Here is a 21810-nt window from a genome sequence, read left to right as displayed (position 1 = left end):
CGCGTCGGAAGCAGGATTCGAGGACGGCTTGGGCAGGTACGGCACACGCGCCTTTATACTCACGGTGCTGGCGGCAATATTGCTCGTCCTTGACGTGAACACCGCTTATGCGCAGGCGGCGCAGTGTGCGCAGCTCGACAACGCGTTGCGCCAGTTCGATCGCAATGGCGATTTCCGGCAGATGGGTGGCAATTCGCAAGCAGCACAGCAGGCACAGCGAGATGTGCAGACGATGGAAAGCCGTTATGTGCGCGACGGATGCAACGACGCGGCGCGGGCCGGCGTGCAATTGACGCCGCAGTGCCGGGAAATTGGACGCGAAGTGCTGCGACTGCGCGACGTGGCGGCAAGCGTGTCGCAGCAGGTGGAAACGGCCAATGCCGTTGCTGGACAGCGCGAGGCAATCCTGCAGGAAATGGCTCGCTTCGGTTGCGGGACCAATGGGTCGAGCGCGAGCTTCACCAATGATCGCCAGTCGGTTTTCGATCGCATTTTTGGCACAACCTCGGAAGGCGACTTTTCCGACGGGCAGATGGTGGACGGCGGCGGCTACTGGGGCAATCAGGGCTACCAGACGGTGCGGACGGTGTGCGTGCGGCTGACCGACGGGTATTTCTGGCCGATCAGCTATGCCACCTTGCCCGACTTTATCAGCAACGACTCGATGACCTGCCAGGCGAGCTGTCCAACGACGCCGGTGCGGCTGTATTTTTATGACAATCCGGGCCAGGAGCCTGAGCAGATGCGCAACGAATTCGGCGAGCCTTACACAGCGCTGCCGAGTGCCTTTGCCTATCGCAACACGCTGGACACCAGCGCCACCGCCAATTGCAAGGTGCCAGCCATTGCCCAGGGCACAATGAGCGTGGCCACGGAGGCGGATGGATCGAGCCGGGCGATGCTGCAGGTGGGTGACGAGAGCTTTCCGTTGCCGCTGCGCGATCCGCGCGGCGTGGCGCCGGTGCAGGCTGTTGCGGCAGCGCCAGTGCAGACGGCGGAAGTGGTCGATGTGCCCCTGCCCCGCAAGCGCCCGGCTGGACCGGGCGAAACGCCGGTGACGCGGCCAGTTCAAGCCGAGGCAGAGACCGAGCTGCGGTTGGTGCAGTTCGGTGACAAGGTGGTCAGGGTAGTCGGTCCAGACACGCCGTACGCCCAACCAGCACAAGCAGGGACTTAAGCTCCGGGCCATCGTGGCGGCCGGTCAGCGCCATGCGCAGCGGCAGGAACAAAGCCTTGCCCTTGCGGCCGGTTGAGGTCTTGAGGGCATCGGTCCACTGCGACCAGGTGTTTTCGTCCCACGGCTCGGACGGCAGCAAGGCTTTGGCCAGCGCCAGGAAATCGCGATCTTCATCGACGATGATAGGTTCAACTGGGCCGGTGACGAGCTTGGCCCAATCCTGGATGTCGTTGAACTTGCGCAGGTTTTCGCGCAGCAGCAGCCACATGGCCTCGCCTTCGAGACCCAGCGATGAGAGACGGCCGACGGCGCCCTCGTAAGGCAATGTGTGCACCAGGCGAGCGTTGAGGTTGTCGAGCTCGATTGGATCGAAGCGGGCCGAGCCGTGCGAAATCATCGAAAAATCAAGCCGATTGGCGATCTCATCGAGGGTTTCGTAGGTCTCGATCGGCAGGCTGGTGCCGGTGAGACTGGCCATGATGGCGATGGCTATCGGCTCGTAACCTTCATCGCGGAAATCACTGACGGACTGTGAGCCGAGACGCTTGGAGAAGCCCTGTCCTTCGGCGTCGGTCAGCAGGTTATGGTGACCGAAGGCGGGAACCGTGCCGCCGAGCGCTTCGAATATCTCGATCTGGGTGCCGGTATTGGAAACATGGTCTTCGCCGCGGATGACGTGGGTAATGGCGAGGTCGATATCATCGACGACGGAGGGCAGCGTATAGAGGTAGCTACCATCGCCGCGGACCAGCACCGGATCGGACATCGAGGCGGTGTTGACGGTCTGGGGGCCCTTGATGATGTCGTTGAACTGCACCGGGCGGCCGTCAAGCTTGAAGCGCCAATGCGGCTTGCGGCCTTCGGCCTCGAACCTGGCGCGGTCTTCGTCGGAGAGGCTGAGCGCAGCGCGGTCATAGATTGGAGGCTTGTTGAGGAGGCGGGCGCGGGCACGCTTGCGGTCGAGCTCTTCCTCGGTCTCGTAGCAAGGATAGAGGCGGCCGGCGGCGATCAGGGTTTTAACGGCGGCGTCATAGAGCGCGGTGCGTTCGGACTGGCGGACCAGCAGGTCGGGCGTGATGCCGAGCCAGGCGAGGTCAACCTCGATGCCGTCGGCGGATTCGCGGGTCGAACGGGCGTGGTCGGTGTCGTCCATGCGCAGGACATAGGTGCCGCCGTGGCGACGGGCGTAGAACCAGTTAAGCAGCGCCGGACGGGCGTTGCCGAGGTGAATGCGGCCAGTGGGGGACGGCGCCCAGCGAACGACAACGGCATCCGGGCTGATCATCCGATGATCCGGTCTTTGTAGCCATTGGTGATGGGGTAGCGGCGCCCGAGACCGAAGGCCTTGCCGGTGAGCTTTGGACCAGGGGCCGACTGGCGGCGCTTGTATTCGGCGATGTTGAGCAGACGCTCTATGCGCTCGACAAGAGCCTGATCGTGGCCCATGGCGACGATCTCAGCGATTGAGAGTTCGTCCTCCACGATGCCCTTGAGGATGGCGTCGAGCACCGGATAGGGCGGCAGGCTATCCTGGTCGGTCTGGTTGGGGCGCAGTTCGGCGCTGGGTGCTTTATCGATGATGGCCTGGGGGATGACCTCGCCAGCGGGACCCCTGCAGTCGCCGGGGACGTGGCCGTTGCGCCAGGCGGCGAGGCGGTAGACCTCCATCTTGAACATGTCCTTGAGCGGGTTGTAGCCGCCGTTCATGTCGCCGTAGATGGTGGCGTAGCCGACGCCCATTTCGGACTTGTTGCCGGTGGTCAGCAGCATGGAGCCGAGTTTGTTGGAGACGGCCATCAGCACGACGCCGCGCATGCGGGACTGGATGTTTTCTTCAGCGAGGTCTGGGGCGCGGTCGCCAAAGACCGGGGCGAGCTCAAGCAGGGCGTCGTCGACCGGATTGCCGATGGAGACCACGTCGTAGCGTACGCCAAGGCGCTCGGCGCAGTCTTTGGCGTCCTTGAGGCTGGCGTCGGAGGTGTAGCGATAGGGCAGCATGATGCAGTGGACGTTTTCGGCGCCCAAGGCATCGACGGCCATGGCGGCGACGACGGCGCTATCGATGCCACCGGAAAGACCGAGCACGACCTGCTTGAAACCGTTCTTGAGCACGTAGTCGCGCAGACCGAGCACACAGGCGAGCCAGGGTGCTTCGTCGGTAGTGGTAAGTTCCCTGACCTCGCCGCTGGCGCAGGTCCAGCCATTGTCGTCGCGCACCCAGTCGGAGACGATAAAGTCCGTGGCGAAGGATTTGCCCTGGAACACCAGCTTATTTCCAGGCTCAATGGCGAAGGATGCTCCGTCGAATACCAGTTCATCCTGGCCGCCGACCTGGTTGAGATAGAGCATTGGCACATCGTCTTCGGCGACGCGGGCGCGGACCAGCTCTTTGCGCACATGCTGCTTGTTGGTCCAATAGGGTGAACCATTTGGGCAGAGCATGATTTCGGCGCCGCGCATGGCGAGATGTTCGCAAACGCTGGTGTGCCAGATGTCTTCGCAGATCGGGATGCCGACCGGGACGCCCTTGATGATAACCGGATCGGCCAGCGGGCCGGCTGTGAAGTAGCGCTTTTCGTAGAAGACGTCGGAATTGGGCAGTTCGCGCTTCAGCCGGGTCGCGGTGATCTGGCCATTTTCGGCGACCAGCACAGCGTTGTGCATGCCGGTTTTTTCGACCCAGATAGTGGGCAGGATCACTACGACATCGGTGCCGGCCGTATTTGCTACCAGATCGCGGGCGGCGCCCATGGCGTCGGCGATGAACTTTGGCTTGAAAAGTAGGTCGTCTGGGAAATAGCCGGTCAGGAACAGCTCGCTGAACATCAGGATATCAGCGCCGACGGCCTGCGCATCGGCGAGGGCCTTGCGGGCGAGTGCGAGGTTGCCGACGAGATCGCCGACCTTGGGATTGAGCTGGGCGAGCGCAATTCTGAGGCGGTCTGTCACGATGATAGGACCCGGTACTGAGAAAAAACATGCGCGCCGCAGCGGGGTGGCCGGGCGCGCGCAAGACTTAGCCGCTCGCCCCGATGAGGGCAAGGGAACTGGACGCTAGAAGCGGCCAGTCAGTTCGGCCATCAGGCCATAGCGGAACAGATTGGCAGACGTGGTACCGTCGGTGTTATCGAGATACCAGGCGCGACCACCGATGCGGGCGCTGATATTTTCGGTGGGCCTGAAGCCAACCGTGGTTTCGGTCATGACGCCGTAAGCGCGGTTGGTCTGGGAGCCGGCGACAAAGGCATAGGGGATCGCGGCAACTTCGGATTGCAGATCGAACTTCTCGAAGGTGCCCACGGCGCGCAAGCCCAGGCGAAGGGCGTGAATATCCATATCGGTGGCAACGGAGGGAGTATCGGGATTTTCCTTCCAATAATGGTAGCCAACCAAACCGCCGAAAGCGACGCCTTCCCTCATCGAACCAGCCGGCAGCCAGCCGTAGTCGACACCGGCGTAGCCAATTACCGACCGCTGACCGAAGTTGCTATCGACGCCGGGCGCTAGCGTATAGGTGCCGCTGCTGCTCAGGCCAATACCGGCGCGGCCCAGCAGGTAGGTATTGGTATAGATATCATCGATGCGGCCGTGAACGTCGGCAATACTCGTGTTGTCGCGCTCAACGAAGCTTGCAGGACCCCCGCTGGTTGGCGCGACGTTCTGCGCCCCCCAAGAATACCAATAGGCGGCGCCGAACTCGAAACGGACGTCGTCTTCCTGCCTCTCCCAGCCCGCCTCGTAGGCCGGGCGCAGTTCGGGAACTTCGTTGTAATCAGCCGCAAAGGACGGAAGCGTCATGCCGAGGGCGGCGATAGTGGCAATACCCAGGATGGTGCGCTTCATGATGTTCTCCGGACGTCTACCCGTGGGCAATCATCAATTCATGATGCGTTAGGGTTAAAATCCCGCTAAGTCCGCTGGATTGGCAGTCTAGTAACCCCTTGCAGGCGGAATTGATCGACCAGCGCAGGAATATGCGCTGTTGCGGGCAACCCCCTGCAGGTCGGTGAGTTGCCTCGAAGGGTGAATGGTACGAAGAGCGGTTGGATGACGCGTATATTGGTGGTCGAGGACGAGATTTTCGTCGCGACCGAAATCGAGCATGTCATAGAGGAAATGGGGTTTGTCGCCGTTGGCATTGCCTCTGACGAGCGCTCGGCGCTTGCCCTGGCTTCAACGGTCGACGTGGCACTGGTCGATCTGAATCTGCAGGATGGCCCCACCGGTATCGGCATCGGGCGGACCCTGGCGCAGGCGCATGGCGTGACGGTGGTCTATATGACTGCCAACCCATCGCAACTGGGTTATGGCGTGCCTGGCACCGTCGGCGTATTGTCCAAGCCGGTTACAGAGCGCGATTTGCGGGCGGCGGTTGCCTATGTGGTAGCCCGGCGCGCTACGGCAGACGCCATACCGCCGGCGCGGCTGCAGTTGTTCAGCGAGCCCAATGTCGGTCCGACCAAGTGAGGCCGGCCATCAGCCGTTCAAACGGCCAGAGCGCCGCAGAGCGTCGAGTGGCAGATCAATTTCCACCCTCAGCCCATCAACTTCCCATATCCGAGCGAGGCGGCCGCGCATCTGCCCTTCTACGCTGAGCTGGACGAGGCGCGAACCAAAGCCTGCAAGCTCCACTTCCCCGGCAATGGGCGGTCCGCCCGTTTCTTTCCATGACAGCCAATAGCGATCGCCATCATGACGACCCGCAAGGTCAATCCTGCCCGAACCGAGCGACAAGGCTCCGTATTTGGCGGAATTGGTTCCCAATTCGTGGATCAGCAAGGCAAGCGGAGTCGCTGCTCCGTCGTCGATCAAGGTATCTTCCCCGGAGAACGTGATGCGTGAGCGTCCGTCCTGGCTGTAGGGCTGCATTAGCCGGTCAATCAGCGAGTTCAGCGAGCCCTGGTGTTCGGGGGGACGGGACACCTGGCTGTGGGGACGAATAAAGTCATGGGCCTCGCCCAGAGCATAGATGCGCTGGCGCAGTTCGACCGAGAAAGCCTTGATTTCGTCAGAACGGCTGCGGGCCGACAGGCTGATAATGCTGGTCAGCACCGCAAAGATGTTCTTGATGCGATGACTAAGCTCCTGAGCCACCAGTTCGCGCTCCTCGGCGAAAACTTTCGTCTCGTTAATATCGGTACAGGTACCGAACCAGCGGACGATCTCGCCACGGGCGTCCCGAATGGGCAGGGCCAGGCCAAGCGTCCAGCGATAATTGCCGGAGTGATGCCTGAGGCGGTATTCGATATGATAGGGCTCGCCGGTATCAAGCGAGCGGCGCCAGACGGTGCGAGCGCGCTCCCGATCATCGGGGTGGAACATGTCGTTCCAGCCCTCGCCGTCGGTTGAGCCCACAGGCACGCCGGTGAACTCGTACCAACGGGCGTTGTAATAATCGTGGAAACCATCGGGCAAAGTCGACCAGACCATTTGGGGCATGGTGTCGGCAAGGGTGCGGAAGCGGATTTCGCTCTCGGCCAGAGCATCGGATATGCGTCGCTGTTCGGTGACGTCGACGATGACCCCGGGAAAGCGCGTGGCAACGCCATCGGGGCCGAGACGAGGCCGGCCCGAAGCGATAATCCAGTGAACGGAGCCGTCAGCCCCGATAAGGCGGTATTCGCAGCGATAGGTTGAGCCGTCCCTGAGGACCGTCGCGATCTCCTCGCGGACCCGGGTCACGTCCTCGGGATGGATGGCCGCCAGGAAATCCTCCATCGACCCGCCGAGGCCGGCGTGCAGAGGATCCAGATTGAACATCGTTGCGAACTTGTCGTCGGACGTAACGACATTCTCCGTCACGTCCCAGTCCCATGTGCCGACGAGGCTTGAGCCGCTGAGAGCGAGCGACAGGCGCTCCTCGCTGCGGGCCAGTGCCTTTTCGGCAAGCATGCGCTCGGTGGTTTCATAGACGATGCAAAGCGTGCCCATGGAAAGGCCGTTTTCGCCGACCAGCGGGCTGTATTGCAGGTCCATCCAGCAGGATTCTAATTGGCCACGGCGATTGAGCACCAGTTCCTGATCGCGCAGGGCCCAGGACTCATTCGCCAGGCCACGCTCGATTATGCTGCGGTGGAATTCGGCGACTTCGGGCCAGGCGTCGAGCGCTGGCGTGCCAAAGACTTCCGGGTGCCGATTGCCGGCGAACTGGGCATAGCCGTTATTGTAAACCAGGATGCCTTTTTCCCCGACCAGCATGACCATGGGCGTGGATGCCAGCATCATCATGCGCACGGCGCCGCGCAGGCTTTCCGGCCAGTGCGGGATTGGTCCAAGCGGATTGGCCGACCAATCGAAATCGCTGATCAGCTTGAGGGCCGGATCCTGCTCAAGGCGGATGCGCGCCTCAGGGGTCGCAGCAGGAAACAGGGACTGGGGCATGCAGAGCTTTCGTCAACAGGATTGGCGCACAAAGTATAGCGCGCTACGGATGATCCGCAACGCGCTAGGTCACTTCGGGTTCGGCCTGCCGAACAATTATTCCCCGGCCGCAAGACGCTGGCGCGGCGGCTTCTGGGCATGGACTTCCTCGGCGACGAGAAAAGCCAGTTCCAGCGCCTGGCTGGCATTGAGGCGGGGGTCGCAATAGGTGTTGTAGCGGTCGGCAAGGGTCGCCTCAGTCACAGCGGAAACGCCGCCGACGCATTCAGTGACATCGTCGCCGGTCATCTCGATATGCACGCCGCCGGCATAGGTGCCCATTTCGCGGTGGATTTCGAAGAAGGACTTAACTTCGGACAGCACGCGATCAAAAGGACGGGTCTTGAAGCCGGTGGACGCCTTGATGGTGTTGCCGTGCATCGGGTCAGAGCACCAGACGACGGTGCGGCCGGCCTTCTGGACGGTCTCGATGAGACGCGGCAAATGATCATGAATCTTGTCGGAGCCGAAGCGGGCAATCAGCGTGATGCGGCCAGCCTCATCGGTGGGGTTGAGGCGATCAAGCAGGCGCAGCAGGTCTTCGCCGCTCAGCGAGGGACCGCATTTGATGCCGATCGGATTGTGGATGCCTGCGAAATATTCGACGTGGGCGGCATCGGGCTGGCGGGTGCGGTCGCCGATCCACAGCATGTGACCGGAGGTAGCGTACCAGTTGTTGCTGATGGAATCGCGACGCGTCAGCGCTTCCTCGTAGCCGAGGAGCAGGGCTTCGTGGCTGGTGAAGAAGCTGGTCTGGCGCAGCGCCGGCGTATTGTCGGGGTTGAGGCCGAGGGCGCCCATGAAGGTGATGGCGTCGTCGATCTTGCGCGCGACTTCCTCATAGCGCGGGTACCAGTTGGAGCCCTTCATGAAACCCACGGTCCAGTCATGGATACGGGTCAGCTCGGCATAACCACCATACGAGAAGGCGCGCAACAGGTTGAGCGTGGCGGCGGACTGTCGATACGCCTGCAGCATGCGATCGGGATCGGGCACGCGGGAGTGTTCTGTGAAGGCGATGTCGTTGATGATGTCGCCGCGATAGGAGGGCAGTTCGACGCCATCGATGATTTCGGTATCGGCGGAGCGCGGTTTGGCGAACTGGCCGGCAACGCGGCCGACCTTCACCACGGGCTTAGATGCGCCATGGGTCAGCACGACGGCCATTTGCAGGAAGACGCGGAAGAAATCGCGGATGTGGTCGGCGCCGTGCTCGGCAAAGCTCTCCGCGCAATCGCCGCCCTGCAGCAGGAAGGCTTCGCCTCGCGCGACCGCGGCCAGCTTGGCCTTGAGGTCGCGGGCTTCGCCGGCAAACACCAGCGGCGGGAATGTCGAAAGCTGGCGTTCGGCTTCGATCAGGGCCGCCGGATCGGGATAGGCCGGAACCTGGGAAATCGGCTTGGCGCGCCAGCTATCGGGGGTCCAGTTGGTCATCGGCGGTCTCGCTAGCGCTAGGGTACGGATTGTCGTGGGCGGAATACCAAGGGCGGGGCGCGGTGCCAAGGACATTGTGGCCGCTTGACAGCTATTGGTTGGGTCCGCATGGCTAGCGGCCTACCCCAGGAGCTTCCGACTATGAATAGCTATCGCCTGTCTTTCCGCGCCACAGTCTTTGCTCTCGGTGTTCTGGCAATCGCGCCAACCAGCGTGCTGGCGCAGGACGTGGTCGCAACCTATGAGCCTGCCAAGGTGACCGTGGCCGCGACGGACGGCACCGAAAGCACCTACTCGGTCAATGACCTGAGTATCTATCTGTCGAGCACCGAGGCCAATGACGATGTGCCCGCCTCAACCGACTTTTCGCTGTCGATGACCGTGCTGTCGCCGATCGACGCCAAGCTGCTGGAATGGGCGGCACAGGGCGATGACGCGGCAAACGCGGATCGAGACTTGGTCATCGTGGCGGCGATGCAGGATGCCGCCGGTGCGGCAACCGAAATTCGCTATGAAATGACCGGCGCCCATATCACCTCGATTTCGACCAGCCATTCGACCTACGCCCTGGGCACGGTGTCGGTGTCGATCTCTGCAGACACGGTGAGCATCAACGGCGTGGCGATGAACTAACGCCTGGATTTATCGAAGCGGAGCGCCGTCTCTTCAGGGGCGGCGCTTCTTTGTCAGCCGCCGACTTTTTCGCCGTTGCGATAGGTGTAGCTGGGGCCTTTGAAGGTGACCAGTTCTTCGGCGGCGGACGGGTGCAATGCCATGGTGCGGTCGAAGTCGGCCTTGGTGGCGCCCATGCCCATGGGGATGGCGACGAGCTGGATCATTTCGGCGGCGCCTGGTCCGAGGATGTGGCAGCCGAGCACCTTGCCGCCGTCCTTTTCGGTGATGAGCTTGAGGATCATCCGCTCGGTGCGGGTTGAGAGCGTGTTCATCATCGGGCGGAAGCGGGCGAGATGGACGTCGATGTCGCCGTGGGTGGCGGCTTCGGTCTCGGTGAGGCCGACAACGCCGATTTCGGGATCGGAAAACACCGCCGTCGGGATCATCGAGTGATCGACGGCCAGCTTGTTGTTGTTGAACACCGTCTCGGCAAAATACTGGCCTTCGCGGATGGCGACCGGAGTGAGTTGGGCGCGGCCGGTGACGTCGCCAACGGCATAGATCGATGGGACCGATGTTTGCGAGTAGGCGTCAACCTTGATGATGCCGCTGGATTCCAGCACGACGCCGGCCTTGTCGAGGCCGAGGCCACGCACATTGGGAATGCGGCCGGTGGCGAACATGACGGCGCCATAGGGGGCGGTAACGCCATCGCTGAAGGCGGCCGAGATGTCATCGCCGTGCTTCGTCAGCGAGCTGATAGTGGTCTGGTAGATCAACTTGACGCCGCGATCGGTCAACCCGGCTTCGAGGCCACGACGCATATCTTCATCGAAGGTGCGCAGGATGCAGTCGCCGCGATATATTAGCGTGGTGTTGACGCCGAGGCCGGCAAAGATGGTGGCGAATTCCACGGCGATATAGCCGCCGCCCTCGATCAGGATGGAATGCGGAAGTGCCGGCAAGTCGAAGGCCTCGTTGGAGGTGATGCCCAGTTCGGCGCCGGGAATGTGCGGAATATTGGGATGCGCGCCGGTGGCGATGAGCAGATACTTGGCCGTCAGTTCGCGATCGCCATTGACCAGTCGCACGGAGTTCGGACCGGTAACAACAGCACGGTCCTTGATGATCTCGACGCCGGGCTTTTCGAGGTTGGCGGTGTAGCCACTCTCGAGCCTGGTGATCTCCTTTTCCTTGGCAGCCACGAGGGTCGGCCAATCAAAGCTGGCATCGACCTTCCAGCCAAAGCTGGACGCGACGTCGAACAGGTCGTGGAAACGGGAGGCGTAGACATAGAGCTTCTTGGGCACGCAGCCGCGAATGACGCAGGTGCCGCCGACGCGGAACTCTTCGACAATGGCGACCTTGGCGCCATAGGTGGCGGCCATGCGGGCGGCGCGAACCCCGCCGGAGCCGGCACCGATGACGACAAGATCATAATCATGGGTCATGGGACGGCTCCTGTTGTTTCATCGGCATATGACGATGATATCGGGTGGCAGATCGCATAAAAAAAGACCCCGCACAAGGCGGGGTCCGATAGCTGCCATGCGCCCGGCGGAAATACTAGAGTTCCAGGCCCTGGCTGCGCAGTTCGGCGCGAACCTTGGCGAAGAATTCGGAACGGGTGTTGTTAGTGAAGACCTGCAGGACGGCCTGCAGATCGGAGTTCACTTCGGTATTGGCCTGGGACAGCTTCTGGCCAGTCGGCGACTCGTAAAAAGCCACGATCTGCTGCAGTTCCTCGACAGTGAAACGCACAGCGTAGATGCGCGCAAACTGGTCGAGCAGCTCGCCCTTGCGATCGCGGTATTCTTCGAGGACCTTGCCGACGGCGGCGTCGGTCTTGTCCGACAGCTCAGGGTTCTGCTGCACGATCTGGCGCATGGTGCCGATGCCGATCTCGACAAGGGTGATCTCGTACACCGAGGCGCGGTCGGTGAGGTCGATGTATTTACGGGCGAGAGCCAGCTGTTCAGGCGGCACTTCCTGTGCCATGGCAGCAGGCATAGCGACAGTAATAAGAACAGCGCTCAGCGCCACCGCTAGCAGCGCCTTGGCGCGCGTCATAACGCCGGTCATCGTCGAAAAAGCCATGTTGTCCCGATCCATCAATCAATCAGCCGCCAGCGTTCTTACGCCATCCGGGGTCGCCACATAAGCCATCTTGCACATTTTTAGGAACAGCCCGTGCTGCACTACCCCGGCAATGTCCAGCAAGTCGCGTGACAGCGCTTCTGGCTGCGAAATGCGGCCAAAAAAAGCATCGATAATGAGGTGCCCACCATCGGTTACGTATGGCAGGCCGGGCGCTGTTTCGCGTAGCCGCAGCCCGCTCTCGGCGCCGTGACGGACCATCACCGCCGCGATAGCGTGACGCGTGGCGCCGAGGCCGAACCGATTGACCTCTATCGGAAGCGGGAAGCGGCCCAGCGTTTCGACCAGCTTGGAGCTATCGGCAATAACGATCATGACGTCGGAAGCTGCGGCGACGATTTTCTCGCGCAGCAAGGCGCCACCTGCACCCTTGATCAGGTTGAGCTGTGGGTCGATTTCATCGGCGCCATCGATGGTCACATCGAGACGATCGAGCGTGTCGAGGTCGGACAGTGGAATGTTCAGCGAGCGGGCCTGTTCGGCGGTGGCTTCTGACGTGGGTACGCAGATGCAGTCGAAGCCGTCCGCAACCTGCTTGCCGAGCAGATCGACGAAATGACGGGCGGTCGAGCCAGTGCCGAGACCGAGGCGCAAGCCCGGCTTCAAGGTGGCCAGAGCCATGGCGGCGGCCTGCCGTTTCAAATGCTCGCTCATCATAATCCTCGCTGCTGCGGCTTTGGCAATTGCAGGGCCCGGCACAGGTGTCAATGCCACCTTTCGGGGCAGATCACGGATTAGTGAAGGATAAGTGTAACCGCCTAGCAACACATTTTAGTGAAGGTGACCGGAGTGTGGCGATTTGGAGGCAAGCTCCCCTTTCCGCCGTATCCCAATACGCGTAAGCAACCGAAATTCTTGGAGCGGATGAAACGATTCTCCGTTCTACTTCAGAGGCCAAGTCGTCAGATGTTCAATATCAAGTCAGCGGCAGCAGTTGGGCTGTCGATACTCCTGTCGGCTATCAGCGTGGTGCCAGCCACTGCAGCGCTCGTGTATGACCCCGCCAACGCCGCCTGGGTGGATGCAAGCTCGCTTCCGAAGCCCAGCCCACGCTCTGGCAGCCCCATCCGCAAGGAAATCGTGGACTACAAGACCTCGCAGGCTCCCGGCACCATCATCATCGAGACCGACGAACGCCGCCTGTATCTCGTGATGGAGGACGGTAAGGCCCTAAAGTATGGCATCGGCGTCGGCCGTGACGGCTTTACGTGGGCCGGCACCCACCGCATCACCCGCAAGGCGGAATGGCCCGGCTGGACCCCGCCAGCGCAGATGCGCAAGCGCGTTCCGGATCTGCCCGCCTACATGGAAGGTGGCCCGAACAACCCGCTCGGCGCGCGTGCGCTGTATATCGGTTCGACCCTCTATCGCGTGCATGGCACCTCGGAGCCATGGTCGATCGGCCAGGCAGTTTCGTCCGGCTGCATCCGTCTCACGAATGATGACGTTGCAGATCTGTACGAACGCGTGTCGGTAGGCGCCAAGATCGTCGTCAACCACTAGAGGCGGCGCCATTTTGGGTGATGCCTGGCTGCAAAAGTCGGCTATCTGTGTTTCTGGTCCTCACGTACGAACGTACGCTCCGGTCCGGTCCGGTCCGGTCCGGTTCTCGATAGCCAACTTTTTCGCCTCGGCCTGACCCAACTGGCTGGCCTTTAGCGAGAATTCGATCAACAGTTCGAAAAGGACCGCCTTTGGGTGGTCCTTTTTCTTTGGGCGTGGCTTTGAAAGTTGCGTTGCAGGCTATAGGTTTGGGGCATGAGTATTGCTGCCTCCCCTGCCCGACCGCTGATCGACCGCTTCGGCCGGCGGATTTCCTATGTGCGCATTTCGGTAACGGACCGCTGCGACTTCCGCTGTGTCTATTGTATGGCCGAGGACATGACCTTCCTGCCCAAGAAGGACGTGCTGAGCTTTGAGGAAATCGAGGCGATCGCCGGGGCGTTCATTGCCCGCGGGACGACCAAGATCAGGCTGACCGGTGGCGAACCGCTGGTGCGCCGCGATATCATCGACTTGGTGCGGACGCTGGGCCAGCGCATCGGCCAAGGACTTGATGAATTGACGCTCACCACCAACGGCAGCCAATTGCGCAAGCATACGCAAGGTTTGTTCGACGCTGGGGTGCGCCGGCTGAATGTGTCGCTGGATACGCTGGATGAACGGCGGTTTCGGGACATCACGCGACGCGGACGAATTGCCGATGTGCTGGACGGGATCGACGCAGCGCAAGACGCGGGACTGGCGATCAAGATCAACATGGTGGCGATGCGCGGGGTCAATGACGACGAGATCGAGCCGATGATGGCCTGGGCGCATGGGCGCGGCATGGGGCTGACACTGATCGAGGGCATGCCGCTGGGCGAAGTGGGCATCGACCGCGTCGACAGCTACCTGCCGCTGCGCGAGTTGCATGACAGGCTGGCGCGGCGCTACACCCTGACGCGGCTGGACAAGCAGACGGGTGGACCGGCCAGGTATTCCCACGTTGCCGAGACCGGCGGCGTACTGGGCTTCATCACCCCGATGAGCCACAATTTCTGCGAAAGCTGTAACCGCGTTCGCCTGACGGCGACGGGGCAGCTATTCCTGTGCCTTGGCCAGGAAGACCAGGTGAACCTGCGCGATGCGCTGCGCGACGGCGGACTGCCGGCGCTGGACGCGGCAATGGACCACGCCATGGCGATCAAGCCCAAGGGGCATGATTTCGTGATCGACCGCAGCAGGCCGTCCCCGGCGCTGGGGCGGCATATGAGTGTTACTGGAGGCTAAGAAATGGGCGAACGGACGACGATTACGGCCAGCGATGGTTTTACGCTGAACGCCTATGTCGCCAAACCGGAGGGCAAGCCGCGCGGTGGCGTGGTGCTTATCCAGGAGGTGTGGGGGCTTAACGACTGGATCCGCAGCGTAGTGGATCGTTACGCGCGACACGGCTTTCTGACCGTGGCTCCGGCGATGTTCGATAGGGTCGAGTTTGGCTATGAGAGCAATAACTACGGGCCGGAACAGTTCGCGGTCATCGGCGAATTGATGAAGAAGTTCGACCACAAGACGGCGCTGCTGGACGTGGCAGCGGCGATCGGCGCGGCGTCCGAAGGCGGCAAAGTTGGCATTACCGGCTATTGCTTTGGTGGCGCGGTGTCGTGGCGGGCGGCGGCGCATGAAGGCATGGGGCTGAGCGCGGCTTCCGGCTATTACGGCGGCGGCGTGCCGAACTATATCGAACTGGCGCCACGCATTCCGACCGAGATGCATTTCGGCGACCAGGATAGCGGCATTCCGTTGGAGCAGATCGAAGCGCTCAAGGAACGGCATTCGGAAGCCGATATCTATGTTTATCCGGCCGGGCACGGCTTTTGTAACAGCGAACGGCCGGCCAATTTCAACGAGGCGGCCTGCACCAAGGCTTCGGCGCGGACCCTCGATTTCTTCCGCAAGCACCTTGGCTGACCTGCGGCAGCACCGCGATTATCTTGACGGAGAGTGGCGGGCGCTACAGGCTGCGCCGCTATCGGCACGCAAGGCGATGCTGGTCGCGGCGCTGGTGGATGCCTATGTGGACAGGCTTTTTTCGGCGGATGGCGAGGCCGAGGATATCCTGGAGTATCGCTCCAGAGTGGCGACTCAATCCCCTGCCCTCGGCAGCATCATGGCGCTGTGTTCCGGTCGGGTACGGCTTGTAACCGAGGCTGTCGCCGTGCCGATTGCGGACTATGGCGCGCTGGCGGTCGAGGACTTCATGGTCAGCCTCTACAACGACCACAGCGTGCAGCGGCTGCGGTTGAACGGTTCAGACATGATGAAGACATTGGCCGAGGCTATTGCCGCGCTGGATGGCTTTTAGCTACCGCCCCTCGGCGCGTTCGACCAGTTCGACGATGATGCCGTCCGGGTCGCGGACGAAGGCGACCCGGTGGATCATTTCGGTGTGGAAGGCAGGACGCGGGGCTTCGAGGATTTCGATGCCGGCACCCTGCAGTTTCACGATCATTGCTTCGACGTCGTCGAAGGCAAAGGTCAAGTGGCGCATGCCCGCTTCATGCGGCGGCACATCGCGGGAACGGGAAATCTCCGCCAGCGGAGCGGAGACTTCGAGCATGCCGCTGCCGGTATCGAGGAAGGCGAGTTCGCCGCCCGAACTACCTTTGCGCAGCGCCAATGTTAAACCAAGCAGACCGCAATAGAAGTCGATGGTCCGGTCCATGTTACCGGACGTCATCCCGACATGCTCGAAGCCTAGCAGCATGTTTCGCCCCTACTTGTCGTCGTCAACGACGATAGCAAAATCGAGCGGCAGAGCGGTGGTGTATTTGATTTGGCCCATGGCGAAGGCCGAGCTGACATCGGTCAGGTTGATCTTGCTGATGAGGCGCTTGTAGAAGGTGTCATAGGCCCCGATATCGGGCACGACGACGCGCATCAAGTAATCGACATCACCGCTCATGCGATAGAATTCGACGACTTCGGGGAATTCGTCGATGACGCCGGCAAACTTGCGCATCCAAGCTTCATTGTGCTCGTTGGTCTTGACGGAAACGAAGACGGTGACGCCAACATTGACCTTGGCCGGATCGAGCACAGCAACGCGGCGCTGGATGACGCCGTCTTCTTCCATTTTTTGGATACGGCGCCAGCATGGGGTGGTCGAAAGGCCGACTTTACGGCCGATTTCGGCTACCGGCATGGTAGCGTCCTTCTGCAGAAGGGTCAGAATTTTCCGGTCGATCTTATCCAATGCCATCATGCCCCGCGAAATCAGATTTCTCTTTTCGGCTTAAATCGCCGCTAATTTGCAACGATAACTGCCACATCTGCCCGCGACTGGCAATAATGTTGCGCGAAAGAAGTCGAGCGACCAAATTCACCTAGCGTTAACCAGAACGTCCCCGTTTCACTGCAAAAGGCCCCAAATCCAGTCGAACGCACCGGACGGGCGGGCATTGTCGTCTCGCCACTGGCGCGGAGTGTCGAAGCCGCCGACCCAGATACCCCTGCCCTGCTTTTTTGCCTCGGCTTCTTCGTGCCAATAATCGCCCGACGAGATGGCCAGGCCTTCCTCGACCATGACGGCGCCGAGGTCGCGACCCTGCACGCTGCAGCTGGCCAGCACGCGGCCATATTGATCGGTGCCGTCGGGTTGGCAATCGACTGGAGCGCTGGCGAGTAGCGCCGCCATGCGATCGCGGGCGACGCGGCCACAGGGCCATTGCTTGCCTTGGGCTGTTTCGCAGAGTTGGGCAAGTTCAGGTGCGTCCATGCCGAGGATGCGAATGCGCGTTTCACCGATGCGGAAGCTGTCGCCGTCGCCCGCGCGGGCACGGCCGGCAAAAGGTGGCAGGGCGGGATCGAGTGCCGCGGCGAGGACCGCGACGCCCGCCAGAGCCACGATGGCCAGCAGGGCGCCGCGACGACCGTGGAAAAGACGACCGCGAAGGAAATGTCGTGCCAGGATTTCACCGCCCGTTAACTACGCGCTCGCTAGTGTCACAACCAGAGTAGCGGACGCGTTCTATGTTCGCATTTGTTTAGTAATGAGTAACGAGTACATGGCGTCCCAGCCGGCTGTCATCGATGACGTCCGTTCTCAAATGGGACGGGACGGCAAGCGCGCTGCACAGAAGACCGTGCTCGATGCGCGTCAGCGCCTGACGTCCAGCTCCGGGACGCGCGCCGATTTCGATTTCGAATTGATGCAGGACTATGCCCAAGGCCGGGTGAACGCTGCCTTGCCGATCGCCGGCATCGTTTCGATCCTCGCCGTCGTGGCAAGCTTCTGGGTCCCGGTGGTATTTACTACGCTGTGGGCTGGATTGGTCATACTCAGCCTGTTGATCGTGGTGCTGATGGCGCAACGGTTTCGGACCAGCGACCCCTCCAAATTCAATGCAACGCAGTGGACCACCACCTTCGTGGCCGGCGAAACCATTTATGGCATGGCCTGGTCGACGCTGGCGCTGTTTACGCTGGTGGCCGACCCACAGACCCTGACGCCGGTGATGTTTGCCATGGTGCTGGTGTCGGTGGCGGCCAATTCGGTGGCCACCCACGCCCTGCCCTCCGCCACGCTGATGAGCACGCTGCCGGTGACGCTGACCGTCTCAGGCAACCTGATCGCGCTCGGCGGCACGCTGAACTACACGCTGGGCGCCGTGGTGCTGTTTGGCGAGATATTCTTCGTCTATCTGGCGCGGCAGATGCACGGCGCCGAGCTCGAGACGATTTCGCACCAATCTGAAAAAGACCAGCTGATCGGCGAGCTGGAAGAAGCGCGGCAGATGTCGGACGAGGCGCGGCGTCATGCCGAGCAGGCCAATATTGCTAAGTCACAGTTCCTCGCCACCATGAGCCACGAGCTGCGCACGCCGCTCAACGCCATCATCGGTTTTTCCGAAGTGCTGAAATCGGAACTGCTGGGGCCGCACCATGTGCCGCAATACAAGGAATATGCCGGTGACATCCACGGCAGCGGACAGCACCTGCTCAACTTGATCAACGAGCTTCTCGACCTCAGCCGCATCGAGGCCGGCAAGTATGAGTTGAACGAGGAAGTGGTGTCGCTGGTCGATATCGCCGAGGACTGCCGCCGGATGATCGAACTGCGCGCCAAGGCCAAGGGCATCGAGCTGGTCTATAACGTGGGCAATAACCTGCCCAAGCTATGGGGCGATGAACGCGCCATTCGCCAGGTGGTGCTGAACCTGTTGAGCAATGCCATCAAGTTCACGCCGCAGTCGGGCAAAGTGACGCTGGTAGTGACGCGCAGCGGCGACGGCGGGCAAATGGTTTCCGTCAAGGACAACGGCCCGGGCATTCCCGAGGACGAAATCGAGACGGTGCTTTCGAGCTTCGGCCAGGGCTCGCTGGCGCAGAAAACTGCCGAACAGGGCGCGGGCCTCGGCCTGCCCATCGTGCAGAAGATCATGGAGCTGCATCAGGGCCGTTTCGACCTGTTCAGCAAGCTGCGCTTCGGCACCGAAGTGATCGCCACCTTCCCCCGCGCCCGCGTCATGGACGCGCTTGCACCGGTGGTAGAAAAGCGCAATCGGCTCGAGATTTTCTCGGAAGCCGGTTAGGCACCGCTTGCACTTGTTGCGCCCTCGGTAAATGCTGCCTCCGGGCTTTCGGGGGCGGCCCGGGCAATGCTGCGTCCCTCCAAAGAGGAGGGACGCAATGGCAAGAATTCTCGTTCATATAACGACGGCACCGAGCGACACGACGAAGGCGGCGCTGGCATTCCTTGTTGCCAAGACCATCATGGCCGAGGGCCATCAACTGGCACTATTCGTGGCGGGCGACGGCGTACACCTGCTGACTGACAAGGTTGCGCAGGCGACCGAAGGGCTTGGGACAGGCAAACTCTCGGAGCATCTGGCAGCAATCGATGCCGGTGACGCCGAACTCTACTTTTCAGGGCTGTCGGCCAAGGCCCGCAACATTGCAACCGAGGACATCGTGCTGCGCAAGGCCCAGCCCGCCATGCCGGCAAAGCTGGTGCAACTGACTGTCGAATGCGACAGGGTGCTTTGCTACTAAGCAGCGGTGTTCAGGGGGTGGGCGCGCTCGATGCGCTCGCGTTCCTGGGGGTCGTTCAGGGCGTTCCACAAATCGGTGCGACGCTGCACGTTTAGCCAAAAATCGGGCGTAGTGCCGAAGACGCGCGCCAGAATGAGCGCGGTTGGCGCCGTGACGCTTCGGCGATCATTGCACAGTTCGTTGACGTGCTTGCGCTGCACACCCATTGCCTCGGCCAAAGCGGCCTGCGTCAGGCCTAGCGGATTGAGGAATTCTTCGACCAGGATTTCGCCGACCGATGCCGGCTTACGCACTGTCTGCAACATGATTGACCTCACCTGTAACTATGGTCATCGAGATAGAGCTGGGTGGCCTCGCCATCGACCCATTGAAAGATCAGACGCCAGCGTTGATTGACCCGGATTGAATGCCAGCCGTCGAGATGGCCGCGTAGTTTTTCGAAGTGGTTGCTCGGCGGCACCCGTAAATCCTGTTCGGACACGGCGTCGTCGAGCATTTGTAACTTCCGGAACAGTCGGCTCTCCAAATCCGGCGGAATCAGCGTCGACCTGACGTCTTCAACGAGGAACGCTTCCAGCCAGTTATCGCGAAAACTGCCGATCATAGATCACCATTTGACCCATTGTACCACTCTATGGGTCAGACGGCAAGTCAGGCCTCTTTGCCGCTGACTGAGGCGCTTTCGAAGGTGGCCATGTTGTTGTGGAGGTGGAGGGCGGTTTTGGCGAGGACGGCAGCCAAGGCGGCGCCGCTGCCTTCGCCGAGGCGCATGCCGAGGTCGAGCAGGCCTTTTTGACCCATGGCTTGAAGCGCGCGGGCGTGGCCGGATTCGGCGGAGACGTGGGCGAACAGGCAGTGGTCTATGCTGGCGGGATTGATGGCATGGGCGATGGCGGCGGCCGAGGTGGCGACAAAGCCGTCGACGATGACCGGCACCTTCTGGTGGCGGGCGGCGATCAGCGCGCCGAGCATGGCGGCGATTTCGCGGCCGCCGACGCGGGCGAGGATGGCGAGAGGATGATCGAGCTCTCCGGCATGGAAGGCCAGGGCGCGGTCGACGGAGTCGGCCTTGCGGGCGAGGCCTGCGTCATCGACGCCGGTGCCGCGACCGACCCAATCGGCGCCAGTGCCGCCATAGAGCGCGGCATAGATGGCTGCGGCGACGGTGGTGTTGCCGATGCCCATTTCGCCGAGGCAGATCAGGTCGGGCTTACCGGCGATGGCTTCCATGCCATAGGCGATGGTGGCGGCGCACATCTTGTCGTCGAGGGCGGCTGCCTTGGTAATGTCGCCGGTGGGGAGTTCGAGCGCCAGTTCAAAGACGCGCAGGTTGAGTTCGTGCAGGGCGCAAATCTGCGAAATGGCGGCGCCGCCATTGGTGAAATTGGCGACCATCTGGGCGGTGACTTGGCGCGGGAAGGTGGAGACGCCCTGATCGGTGACGCCGTGATTGGCCGCGAAAATGGTGACCATGGGATTATCGAGGCGGGGCTTGGCCCTGCCCTGCCAGCGCGCCAGGAACTCGACGAGACCTTCCAAGGCACCGAGCGAACCCGGCGGCTTGGTGAGCTGCGCGTCGCGGGCACGGACGGCGGCGACCGCCGATTCGTCGCCATCGGGCGGCAGGGTCAGCAGCTCGATTACGTCGGAATATGCGGGGTTCAGGGTGGGCATGGCGTGTCACGGAGGTTCAGGATAGGAGTTAGCCGACTTGTTGCCGATTGCAGGATGAAAAGCAATTGAACGTGGATGAGCTGAAGGTCGAAGCGCAGGAAGACAGAGGCGCGCGGGCGGTGACGGAGGGGCTCGGGCTGAGGGCCGACTTCATCATGGCGCTGCGGTTTTTTTCGCGGCTGCCGACGGGGGATTCGCCACATCAGGTGCCTGATCTTGGGCGGATTGCCATGGCGTTGCCGCTGGCTAGCGTTGCCATCGGGATCGGGCCAGTGCTGCTGCTGATCGGTGGGGCGCTGATCGGGTTGCCTGCATATTTCGCGGCTGCGTTGGCCGTTGCGGCGATGGTGATTGCCAGCGGGGCTATGGCCGAGGACGCACTGGCGGATGCTGCCGACGGGTTGTTTGGCGGGCACACTATCGAGCGTCGGCTGGAGATCATGAAGGATAGCCGGCACGGGACTTATGGCGTGGCGGCGCTGTGCCTGTTCGTGCTGCTGCGGGTGACCGGGCTTGGTGCTGTGGCGGCGATCAATCCGCTTGCGGCGGGGGCGATCTGGCTGTCGGCAAGCATTGCCGGGCGCTCGGCGGTATTGTGGTTGGCGGTGGCACTGCCGCCGGTGCGCAAGGATGGGGCTTCGGCGACGGCTGGGCGGGTGCCGGGGCGGAGCTTTGCGGTGGGTGCGGTGTTTGCGGTGGTGTTGGTGTTTTTGCTGGCGGGGCCGGTTGGGGGGCGTGTGGGGACGGGGGTAGCGGTGGTTGGGGGGGCGGTGGAGGGTTTGGGGTGGACGGGGCGG

Annotated in this window: 24 protein-coding genes; 10 read left to right on the top strand and 14 right to left on the bottom strand. The window is 61.9% G+C overall.

What is annotated here, in order from left to right:
* Nucleotides 1–28 precede the first annotated feature (28 nt).
* The gene (locus WH91_RS22390) at nt 29–1177 is read left to right on the top strand and encodes a DUF2865 domain-containing protein (protein WP_143078066.1); all 1149 of its coding nucleotides are present in this window, start codon (nt 29–31) and stop codon (nt 1175–1177) included.
* Here WH91_RS22390 and gltX read toward each other — a convergent pair.
* From gltX to WH91_RS03835, 3 genes are all read right to left on the bottom strand, one after another.
* On the bottom strand, nt 1122–2462 hold the full coding sequence (gene gltX / locus WH91_RS03845) for a glutamate--tRNA ligase (RefSeq protein WP_046169700.1): 1341 nt from the start codon (nt 2460–2462) through the stop codon (nt 1122–1124). The two genes, WH91_RS22390 and gltX, sit on opposite strands and share 56 nt — an antisense overlap.
* Nucleotides 2459–4126, bottom strand: a complete 1668-nt coding sequence (locus WH91_RS03840; protein WP_046169699.1) for an NAD+ synthase — start codon at nt 4124–4126, stop codon at nt 2459–2461. Before WH91_RS03840 ends, gltX begins: the two co-directional genes overlap by 4 nt.
* 105 nt (nt 4127–4231) lie before the next feature.
* A complete protein-coding gene (locus tag WH91_RS03835) occupies nt 4232–5020 on the bottom strand; it encodes a hypothetical protein (protein ID WP_046169698.1) in 789 nt (262 codons plus the stop codon).
* Nucleotides 5021–5224: 204 nt separating this feature from the next.
* Between WH91_RS03835 and WH91_RS03830 the strand changes: the two genes are divergently transcribed.
* A complete protein-coding gene (locus WH91_RS03830; RefSeq protein WP_046169697.1) occupies nt 5225–5644 on the top strand; it encodes a response regulator in 420 nt (139 codons plus the stop codon).
* A gap of 9 nt (nt 5645–5653) precedes the next feature.
* On the opposite strand, the gene WH91_RS22385 is transcribed toward WH91_RS03830, so the two are convergent.
* Nucleotides 5654–7558, bottom strand: a complete 1905-nt coding sequence (locus WH91_RS22385) for a sensor histidine kinase (protein ID WP_052952573.1) — start codon at nt 7556–7558, stop codon at nt 5654–5656.
* Between the two features lie 96 nt (nt 7559–7654).
* A complete protein-coding gene (locus WH91_RS03820; RefSeq protein WP_046169696.1) occupies nt 7655–9031 on the bottom strand; it encodes a class II 3-deoxy-7-phosphoheptulonate synthase in 1377 nt (458 codons plus the stop codon).
* A 141-nt stretch (nt 9032–9172) separates the two neighbouring features.
* Here WH91_RS03820 and WH91_RS03815 point away from each other — a divergent pair, with 141 nt between their 5' ends.
* On the top strand, nt 9173–9664 hold the full coding sequence (locus tag WH91_RS03815) for a hypothetical protein (RefSeq protein ID WP_046169695.1): 492 nt from the start codon (nt 9173–9175) through the stop codon (nt 9662–9664).
* Nucleotides 9665–9717: 53 nt separating this feature from the next.
* On the opposite strand, the gene gor is transcribed toward WH91_RS03815, so the two are convergent.
* The 3 genes from gor to rpiA all read right to left on the bottom strand — a co-directional run bounded on the left by gor (nt 9718) and on the right by rpiA (nt 12460).
* Complete coding sequence (gor, locus tag WH91_RS03810) at nt 9718–11097, bottom strand: glutathione-disulfide reductase (protein WP_046169694.1); 1380 nt, start codon at nt 11095–11097, stop codon at nt 9718–9720.
* 115 nt (nt 11098–11212) lie between these two features.
* On the bottom strand, nt 11213–11743 hold the full coding sequence (locus tag WH91_RS03805; RefSeq protein WP_158409511.1) for a DUF2059 domain-containing protein: 531 nt from the start codon (nt 11741–11743) through the stop codon (nt 11213–11215).
* A gap of 18 nt (nt 11744–11761) precedes the next feature.
* The gene (gene rpiA / locus WH91_RS03800) at nt 11762–12460 is read right to left on the bottom strand and encodes a ribose-5-phosphate isomerase RpiA (protein WP_046169692.1); all 699 of its coding nucleotides are present in this window, start codon (nt 12458–12460) and stop codon (nt 11762–11764) included.
* Nucleotides 12461–12709: 249 nt separating this feature from the next.
* Between rpiA and WH91_RS03795 the strand changes: the two genes are divergently transcribed.
* The 4 genes from WH91_RS03795 (at nt 12710) to WH91_RS03780 (ending at nt 15650) form a co-directional block, all read left to right on the top strand.
* Complete coding sequence (locus tag WH91_RS03795) at nt 12710–13306, top strand: L,D-transpeptidase (protein ID WP_046169691.1); 597 nt, start codon at nt 12710–12712, stop codon at nt 13304–13306.
* A 255-nt stretch (nt 13307–13561) separates the two neighbouring features.
* Complete coding sequence (moaA, locus tag WH91_RS03790) at nt 13562–14575, top strand: GTP 3',8-cyclase MoaA (RefSeq protein WP_046169690.1); 1014 nt, start codon at nt 13562–13564, stop codon at nt 14573–14575.
* 3 nt (nt 14576–14578) lie between these two features.
* Nucleotides 14579–15256 (top strand): dienelactone hydrolase family protein, encoded by a 678-nt coding sequence (locus WH91_RS03785; RefSeq protein ID WP_046169689.1) that lies wholly within the window; start codon nt 14579–14581, stop codon nt 15254–15256.
* Nucleotides 15249–15650: a hypothetical protein gene (locus WH91_RS03780; RefSeq protein ID WP_046169688.1), complete on the top strand. Its 402-nt coding sequence runs from the start codon at nt 15249–15251 to the stop codon at nt 15648–15650. Before WH91_RS03785 ends, WH91_RS03780 begins: the two co-directional genes overlap by 8 nt.
* Here WH91_RS03780 and WH91_RS03775 read toward each other — a convergent pair whose 3' ends face one another.
* The 3 genes from WH91_RS03775 to WH91_RS03765 all read right to left on the bottom strand — a co-directional run bounded on the left by WH91_RS03775 (nt 15651) and on the right by WH91_RS03765 (nt 17192).
* Nucleotides 15651–16052 carry a VOC family protein gene (locus WH91_RS03775; RefSeq protein ID WP_046169687.1) on the bottom strand — a complete coding sequence of 134 codons (402 nt, stop codon included), beginning with the start codon at nt 16050–16052 and terminating at the stop codon, nt 15651–15653. It abuts the gene before it with no gap.
* 9 nt (nt 16053–16061) lie between these two features.
* A complete protein-coding gene (locus tag WH91_RS03770) occupies nt 16062–16541 on the bottom strand; it encodes an Lrp/AsnC family transcriptional regulator (protein ID WP_046169711.1) in 480 nt (159 codons plus the stop codon).
* Nucleotides 16542–16697: 156 nt separating this feature from the next.
* Nucleotides 16698–17192, bottom strand: a complete 495-nt coding sequence (locus WH91_RS03765; protein WP_082101982.1) for a thermonuclease family protein — start codon at nt 17190–17192, stop codon at nt 16698–16700.
* A 160-nt stretch (nt 17193–17352) separates the two neighbouring features.
* Here WH91_RS03765 and WH91_RS03760 point away from each other — a divergent pair, with 160 nt between their 5' ends.
* Together WH91_RS03760 and WH91_RS03755 are read left to right on the top strand one after the other, a co-directional pair.
* The gene (locus tag WH91_RS03760; protein ID WP_046169685.1) at nt 17353–18879 is read left to right on the top strand and encodes a sensor histidine kinase; all 1527 of its coding nucleotides are present in this window, start codon (nt 17353–17355) and stop codon (nt 18877–18879) included.
* A gap of 97 nt (nt 18880–18976) precedes the next feature.
* The gene (locus WH91_RS03755; protein WP_046169684.1) at nt 18977–19339 is read left to right on the top strand and encodes a DsrE family protein; all 363 of its coding nucleotides are present in this window, start codon (nt 18977–18979) and stop codon (nt 19337–19339) included.
* Here WH91_RS03755 and WH91_RS03750 read toward each other — a convergent pair.
* The 3 genes from WH91_RS03750 to cobT are packed head-to-tail and all read right to left on the bottom strand — an operon-like array spanning nt 19336 to nt 21013.
* Entirely contained in the window at nt 19336–19644 is a 309-nt protein-coding gene (locus tag WH91_RS03750; RefSeq protein WP_046169683.1) for a HigA family addiction module antitoxin, read from the bottom strand. The genes WH91_RS03755 and WH91_RS03750 overlap by 4 nt on opposite strands.
* A gap of 8 nt (nt 19645–19652) precedes the next feature.
* Nucleotides 19653–19943 (bottom strand): type II toxin-antitoxin system RelE/ParE family toxin, encoded by a 291-nt coding sequence (locus WH91_RS03745; protein WP_046169682.1) that lies wholly within the window; start codon nt 19941–19943, stop codon nt 19653–19655.
* Between the two features lie 47 nt (nt 19944–19990).
* On the bottom strand, nt 19991–21013 hold the full coding sequence (gene cobT, locus WH91_RS03740; RefSeq protein ID WP_046169681.1) for a nicotinate-nucleotide--dimethylbenzimidazole phosphoribosyltransferase: 1023 nt from the start codon (nt 21011–21013) through the stop codon (nt 19991–19993).
* A gap of 71 nt (nt 21014–21084) precedes the next feature.
* Here cobT and WH91_RS03735 point away from each other — a divergent pair.
* A partial coding sequence (locus tag WH91_RS03735) for an adenosylcobinamide-GDP ribazoletransferase (RefSeq protein WP_248305809.1) occupies nt 21085–21810 on the top strand: 726 nt, incomplete at its 3' end.

The sequence above is a fragment of the Devosia psychrophila genome (genome assembly GCF_000971275.1).
Taxonomy (GTDB): domain Bacteria; phylum Pseudomonadota; class Alphaproteobacteria; order Rhizobiales; family Devosiaceae; genus Devosia; species Devosia psychrophila.
This window is presented reverse-complemented; position numbering and strand designations above follow the sequence as displayed.